7 protein-coding genes and 1 pseudogene are annotated in these 6,763 nt (G+C 69.7%); 6 read left to right on the top strand and 2 right to left on the bottom strand.

Features of this window, described 5'->3' with window-relative positions:
* From Q2100_RS28590 to Q2100_RS28575, 4 genes are all read left to right on the top strand, one after another.
* Positions 1-571: SDR family NAD(P)-dependent oxidoreductase (locus Q2100_RS28590; RefSeq protein WP_302916749.1), on the top strand; the 571-nt coding region annotated here is incomplete at its 5' end.
* Between the two features lie 12 nt (positions 572-583).
* Entirely contained in the window at positions 584-1,792 is a 1,209-nt protein-coding gene (locus tag Q2100_RS28585; RefSeq protein ID WP_302916748.1) for a CaiB/BaiF CoA transferase family protein, read from the top strand.
* 25 nt (positions 1,793-1,817) lie between these two features.
* The gene (locus Q2100_RS28580) at positions 1,818-2,966 is read left to right on the top strand and encodes a thiolase family protein (RefSeq protein WP_302916747.1); all 1,149 of its coding nucleotides are present in this window, start codon (positions 1,818-1,820) and stop codon (positions 2,964-2,966) included.
* A gap of 13 nt (positions 2,967-2,979) precedes the next feature.
* Positions 2,980-4,128 (top strand): acyl-CoA dehydrogenase family protein, encoded by a 1,149-nt coding sequence (locus Q2100_RS28575; protein ID WP_302916746.1) that lies wholly within the window; start codon positions 2,980-2,982, stop codon positions 4,126-4,128.
* Between the two features lie 13 nt (positions 4,129-4,141).
* On the opposite strand, the pseudogene Q2100_RS28570 reads toward Q2100_RS28575, so the two are convergent.
* Positions 4,142-4,911 (bottom strand): annotated as a pseudogene (locus tag Q2100_RS28570) (class I SAM-dependent methyltransferase).
* 280 nt (positions 4,912-5,191) lie between these two features.
* Between Q2100_RS28570 and Q2100_RS28565 the strand changes: the two are divergent.
* A complete protein-coding gene (locus Q2100_RS28565) occupies positions 5,192-5,824 on the top strand; it encodes a TetR/AcrR family transcriptional regulator (RefSeq protein ID WP_264015586.1) in 633 nt (210 codons plus the stop codon).
* A gap of 14 nt (positions 5,825-5,838) precedes the next feature.
* Entirely contained in the window at positions 5,839-6,345 is a 507-nt protein-coding gene (locus tag Q2100_RS28560; protein WP_269893667.1) for a hypothetical protein, read from the top strand.
* A 6-nt stretch (positions 6,346-6,351) separates the two neighbouring features.
* Here Q2100_RS28560 and Q2100_RS28555 read toward each other — a convergent pair.
* The coding region (locus Q2100_RS28555; RefSeq protein WP_302916745.1) for a zinc-binding dehydrogenase at positions 6,352-6,763 on the bottom strand (412 nt) is incomplete at its 5' end.

Genomic DNA, 6,763 nt, shown 5'->3' with positions numbered 1-6,763 from the left:
GGCGCTCGACGTCTCGGACCCCGACTCGGCCGCCGCAGCCACCCAGCAGGCCGCCGGCCTCGCCGACGGCGCGCTGCACATCGTCGTCAACAACGCCGGGGTGACCAGGCCCGCGATGTTCGGCAAGACGACCCAGGATTCGATGCGGCTGCTGTTCGACGTGCACGTGCTCGGGGCGTTCACCGTCACCCAGGCGGCGCTGCCGTACGTGCCGACCGACGGCACCGGGCGGATCATCAACGTGACGTCCGCGGCGGGCCTGACCGGCACGCTCGGCCAGGTGAACTACTCGGCCGCCAAGGCGGCGATCATCGGTTTCACCAAGTCACTCGCCCGCGAGCTGGCGATCAAGAACATCATGGTCAACGCGCTCGCCCCGCTGGCTGCCACGCCGATGACCGAGACCATCCGCAGCAACGAGAAGTTCGCGGCCAACATGATGAACCGCATCCCGCTGAAGCGGTGGGCCGAGCCCTCCGAGGTGGCAGGCGCGTTCGTCTTCATGGCCTCCGACGCCGCGTCGTACGTCACCGGCCAGGTGCTGCCGGTCGACGGCGGCATGGTCATGTGATGATCGGACGCGATGACTGATCAGGCGCCGCTCGCCGGCATCACGGTGGTGACGTTGGAGCAGGCGGTGTCGGCGCCGATGTGCACCCGCGTCCTCGCCGACTTCGGCGCCAGGGTGATCAAGGTGGAGAACCCCAACGGCGGTGACTTCGCCCGGCACTACGACGACGTCGTCAGGGGCCAGGCCGCCCACTTCGTGTGGTGCAACCGCGGCAAGGAGTCGGTCACGCTCGACCTCAAGGCCGCAGGCGGCGTTGACGTGCTGCACCGGCTGCTCGACGGCGCCGACGTGCTGGTGTCCAACCTGGCGCCGGGTGCGATGGCGCGAATGGGCCTGGCCGCAGCGGACCTGGAGGTCCGGCACCCGCAGGTCATCGGGGTGGAGATCGACGGCTACGGCCCCGGCGGGCCGATCTCCGACAAGCGCGCGTACGACCTGCTCATCCAGGCCGAATCTGGGGCGTGCGCCGTCACCGGCTACCCCGGCATGCCGGCCAAACCCGGTCCGCCGGTGGCGGACATCTCGACCGGGCTGTACGCGGCGCTGTCGATCGTGACGCTGCTCTACGCCCGCGGGCACCGGGCCGGCGGCGCGGCACCGTCGGTGGCCGTCAGCCTCTTCGACACCATGACCGACATCATGGGCTATCAGCTGACCTACACCCAGCATTCCGGGATCGACCAGCAGCCGCTCGGCATGAGCTCGCCCGCGGTGGCGCCCTACGGCTCGTTCCCCACCCGCGACGGCCAGACCGTCGTGCTCGGCACGACGAACGACCGCGAGTGGCAACGGCTCGCCCGCGAGATCATCGACCGGCCCGACCTGGCCGACGACGCGGCGTACGCCACCAACTCCGACCGCGTTCGGCGGCGCGACGCCCTCAATGACGCCATCGGAACATGGTGTGCACAGCACGATCTCGCGCACATCCAGAAGAAGGCGGACGACGCCGGGATCGGGAACTCCCGCTACAACCTGCCCAGCGAGGTCGTCGCACACCCGCACCTGGCCGCCCGCGACCGGTGGCGGCCGGTGGACACCCCGGGCGGTGAGATCATGGCGCTGCGACCACCGCCGGTCATCTCGGACTTCGAGCAGCCGATGGGCGCCGTGCCGGGGCTGGGCCAGCACACCGACTCGGTGCTCACCGGGATCGGCCTGACCGCCAAGGAGATCGCCGCGCTGCGCAAGCAGCGGGCGATCGGCCCTGCCTACCAGTAGTTCTCGAGTGGATCGGAGCAGTCTCATGCGCGAAACGGTGATCGTCGAGGCGGTCCGCACGCCGGTCGGCAAACGCAACGGCGGGCTGTCGGGGATGCACGCGGCGGACCTGTCCGCGGTCGTGCTCAACGAACTCGTCGAGCGCGCCGGTGTCGACCCCGACGTGATCGACGACGTCGTCTGGGGCTGCGTCTCGCAGGTCGGCGACCAGTCGAGCAACATCGGCCGGTACTCGGTGCTGGCCGCGGGCTGGCCCGAACACATCCCCGGCACGACGGTGAACCGCGCGTGCGGGTCCAGCCAGCAGGCGCTGGACTTCGCCGTGCAGGCCGTGATGTCGGGTCAGCAGGACGTCGTGGTGGCCGGCGGCGTCGAGGTGATGAGCCGGGTGCCGCTGGGCGCCGCGCGGTCGACCGGGATGCCGTACGGCCCGAAAGTGCTTGCGCGATACCCGGACTTCGGGTTCAACCAGGGCATCTCGGCGGAGATGATCGCCGAGAAGTGGGGGTTCTCCCGCACCCGGCTCGACGAGTACTCCGTGCGCTCGCACGAACTGGCCGCCGCAGCGCAGGACGACAAGGCGTTCGACGAGCAGATCGTGCCGGTGTTCCCGGACGGTGCCGAGCCGGTGATCGCCGACGAAGGCGTCCGCTGGGGCAGCACGGTCGAGAAGCTCGCCGGGCTCAAGCCGGCCTTCGCCGAGGACGGCGTCATCCACGCCGGCAATTCGTCACAGATCTCCGACGGTGCGGCGGCGCTGCTGGTGATGGCCGAGGACAACGCGATCGCACTCGGACTGACCCCGCTGGTGCGCTACCGCGCCGGCGCGGTCACCGGGGCCGATCCGGTGCTGATGCTCACCGGGCCGATCCCGGCCACCGAGAAGGTGCTGCACAAGGCGGGCGTCAGGATCGACGAGATCGGCGTGTACGAGGTCAACGAGGCGTTCGCACCGGTCCCGCTGGCCTGGCTGGCCGACACGGGCGCCGACGAGGCCCGACTCAACCCCCTCGGCGGGGCGATCGCCCTCGGCCACCCGCTCGGCGCATCCGGCGCGGTGCTGATGACGCGGATGATCCATCACATGCGACACAACGGAATTCGCTACGGGTTGCAGACCATGTGCGAGGGCGGCGGCACGGCCAACGCCACGCTGGTCGAACTCGTCGCCTGACGGTAGGAGACCCATGCAGCGAAACCTGTTCACCGAGGACCACGAGGCGTTCCGGCAGCTGGCCCGCGACTTCGTCGAGAAGGAGGTGGTGCCGCACTACCCCGAGTGGGAGAAGGCCGGCCGGATGCCGCGCGACGTCTTCAAACAGATGGGCGCCCTCGGCATGCTCGGCATGGCGATCCCCGAGGAGTACGGCGGCGCAGGCATTCCCGACTACCGCTACAACGTGGTGTTGCAGGAGGAGGCGGCGCGGGCGTTGGTGACGCTGTCGACGGTGCGCACGCAGCTCGAGGTGATCCTGCCGTACTTCCTGCACTACGCGAACGACGAACAGCGCAGCCGCTGGTTCCCCGGCCTGGCGGACGGGACACTGCTGTCGGCCGTCGCGATGACCGAGCCCGGGACGGGATCCGACCTCGCCGGGGTGCGCACCACCGCGGTGCGGGACCGTGACGACTGGATCGTCAACGGCGCCAAGACGTTCATCACCGGCGGGATCCAGGCCGACCTGGTGGTGGTGGTCGCCCGCACGTCGACCGACCCGGACAACCGGCGCAAGGGACTGTCCCTGCTGGTGGTGGAGGACGGGATGGCCGGCTTCACCCGTGGCCGCGAGCTCGAGAAGATGGGCTGCAAGGTGCAGGACACCGCCGAGCTGTCGTTCGCCGACGTCCGGGTGCCCGCGGCGAACCTGCTGGGGGAGGAGGGCGAGGCGTTCTCCTACCTCGGACACAACCTGCCGCAGGAGCGGCTGACGGTGGCGGTCGGTTCGGTCGCCCAGGCCCGTTCGGCCATCACCGCGGCCATCGGGTACACCCGCGACCGCAAGGCGTTCGGCACCCCGGTGGCATCCTTCCAGAACACGAAGTTCGAACTGGCTGCCTGCTCGACGGAGGTCGAGGCGGCGCAGGCGATGCTCGACCGCGCGGTCGCCCTGCACGTCGACGGTGAACTGTCGCCCGCGGACGCGGCACGGGTCAAGCTGTTCTGCACCGAGATGCAGGCCCGCGTGGTGGACCGCTGCCTGCAGCTGTTCGGCGGCTACGGCTACATGATGGAATACCCGATCGCGCGCCTGTACACGGACGCGCGGGTGGCCCGCATCTATGCCGGCACCAGCGAGGTGATGAAGGTGATCATCGCCAAGTCGCTGGGCCTGTAGCTCCGTCTCCGGGTCAGGCCCTGGTCGCGGTCAGCAGCAGGTACTCCCAGTCCATGCTGGACGACGCGCTCAGGACGCTGTCACCCACCGCGGCGATCTCCGCGTCGAGCGCTGCCACCCGGTCCGGATCACCCTCGATGTTGCGGTAGACGGCGATCGTCGGCCCGTAGGTGGCCTTGAAGTAGTCGCGGAACTCGGCCCCGTCGGCGAAGTGGTCGACCTTCAACATCCGACGCTCGGTGACGACATCGGTGACGCGGTCGCCCAGCAGCGCGCGGACGTGATCCTCCTGGCCCCACAGCGGTGGGGCTGCGCACCTGCCGGGGGTGGCGGTGCGTACGGCTTCATCGCCGCCCACAACTTCCCGATGTGGCCTTCCGGTGTCCAGCTGATCAGCCCGATCCTGCCGCCCGGCTTGCACACCCGCACCATCTCGTTCGCCGCGAGCTGGTGGAACGGCGCGAACATCACCCCGATGGAGGACATCACCACATCGAATTCGGCGTCGCCGAACGGCAGTTCGTGCGCGTTGGCCTCCCGCCATTCGAGGTCGACGCCGCGCTCGGCGGCCGACCTGGCGCCGGCCTCCAACAGATCGGGGCACAGGTCGCTGGCGACGACACTGGCGCCGGTCTCCGCGGCGGGGATCGATGCGTTCCCCGTGCCGGCCGCCACGTCGAGCACGCGGTCGCCTTCTCCGATGCCGGTCGCGGCGACCAACACGGGGCCGAGCGGGGACACCAGTTCCGCCGCGAGTCGCGGATAGTCACCCGTGGCCCACATGGCGCGGTGCTTGGTCGCCACCGCCTGATGGTCGACGGTCGAAGATGGGTTGGTCGTCGCACTTGGGTTGGTCATTGTCGTCTCCCTCGGTGAGATTGCTACCCGACATCGTGCGCCAGCCGGCACCGCGTTGAGGCGGGTTCTGACACCTTTGCGACGGGATTCGCCGAGGCCAACCTCGAGTGATCTGGGGTCCAAACATTCGTCCGCTGAGACCCTTGTCACATGGGCTCAACCAACCTACTGTGTGTTCAGTCGGTTGGTTGAACGAAGGAGTTCGGTGTCCGCGCTGCAGTCGCCACGGCCCTACGCCACGCTGCTCGCCAAGGGCGAGGACCGTCGTCAGCGCATCCTCGGAGTCGCCGAACGGCTGCTGGCCCGCAACGGCTGGCGCAACACCTCGCTGGCCCAGATCGCCCGTGAGGCGGGGGTGACGCCTGCCGGGCTGCTGCACCACTTCGAATCAAAGGAACAGCTGCTCAACGCGGTGCTCGACGCCCGCGACTTCGACGACGACACCCACGCCGACCGGACCGGCGACCTGTTCCAAGAGATCGCCCGGGTCGCCGAACGCTTCGAGCGGGCGCCCGAACTGGTGGGCACGTTCACGGTGCTGCTGGTGGAGAACATCGCGCCCGACGCCCCCCTGCACGACCGACTCGTCCGACGTCACCGCGCCGCGGTCGACATCGTGGCCGACATCATCCGGCGCGGTCAGCTCACCGGTCGGTACCGCCAGGGGATCGACGCGGCCACCAAGGCCGTCGAGATCCTTGCCTTCGTCAACGGAATGGAGACCTCATGGTTACTCGATCCTTCGATACCCCTGACCGAGGCGTTCAAGGGATACGCCGAGATGCTGGCCCGCGAGTTCACTCCCGTGGCGGACCACAGCGTGGTGATGGAGAAGTGAGCGTCGACTTCGACATGAGGTACCGGCTCGACGTCGTCGCGCCCGGGGTGTCGGACGCCGTGAAGTTCGCCGGCGGCTGGCTGTACGACCGCGCGATGGCCGGTTGGGACGTCACCGTGCTGCTCGACGGCGACGGCGAGGACGTGCGGCCGCTGGAGATCCTCGGTGCGGTCGTGATGGACCTCGAGTCGGTCCTGCAGTCGTGGGCGCAGCGGCCCCACCCCCAGACCGTCGCGGTGTCGGCCGACATGTTCGCCGCCGACCCCCGGGTGCGCATGCACGTGCTCACCGCGCTGAATCAGGGCATGACCGAGGTCACCCTCTGGGGCGAGCAGTGGCCGGCCGAGCTGGAGAGCAACATCGACTCGGTGCGGCATGAACTGAGCGCGGCCGCACGGGCCTTCAAGGCCCAGGCACTGACCGCCGTGGGTGACCCGAACAGCGTGGGCTACATCGAGACCTTCCGCTGCGGTGAGATGGCGTGTCCCTCGGTGGCCGCCGACCTGATCCCGGCCGGCTGACGCGGATCACCGGAGGTCGATGACCACCTTGCCGACGGCCTGACCGTCGGCCACCCGGCGCAGCGCCGACGCCGTGTCGGCCAGCGGGTAGACCGCGCCGATGTGCGGGGCCACCCGTCCCGATTCGAACAGCGCACGCAGCTCGCCCTCGTTGCGCGCGTACTCGCCGGGGTCGACGTCGCCGAACTGGAAGCCGACGACCTGCACGCCCTTCACGAGCACCAGGTTCAGCGGGATACGCGGGATCTCACCGGAGGCGAAGCCGACCGTCACGAACCGGCCACCGCGGCGCAGCGACCGCAGGGCGGGCTCGGACAGTGACCCACCGACCGGGTCGATGACGGCCGCCGCGCCGTCGGGGACCGCGTCGCGCAGTGCCCGGCGCAGCTCGCCGGCACGGTGGTCGACGACGTGGCGG

The organism is Mycolicibacterium arseniciresistens (assembly GCF_030519285.1).
Lineage (GTDB): Bacteria > Actinomycetota > Actinomycetes > Mycobacteriales > Mycobacteriaceae > Mycobacterium > Mycobacterium arseniciresistens.
This window is presented reverse-complemented; position numbering and strand designations above follow the sequence as displayed.

What these genes read in the sequence shown, in the direction of transcription:
- Q2100_RS28575 (WP_302916746.1), top strand. Translation starts at nt 2,980, where the DNA reads ATGCAGCGAAACCTGTTCACCGAGGACCACGAGGCGTTCCGGCAGCTG.
- Q2100_RS28560 (WP_269893667.1), top strand. Translation starts at nt 5,839, where the DNA reads ATGAGGTACCGGCTCGACGTCGTCGCGCCCGGGGTGTCGGACGCCGTG.
- Q2100_RS28580 (WP_302916747.1), top strand. Translation starts at nt 1,818, where the DNA reads ATGCGCGAAACGGTGATCGTCGAGGCGGTCCGCACGCCGGTCGGCAAA.
- Q2100_RS28585 (WP_302916748.1), top strand. Translation starts at nt 584, where the DNA reads ATGACTGATCAGGCGCCGCTCGCCGGCATCACGGTGGTGACGTTGGAG.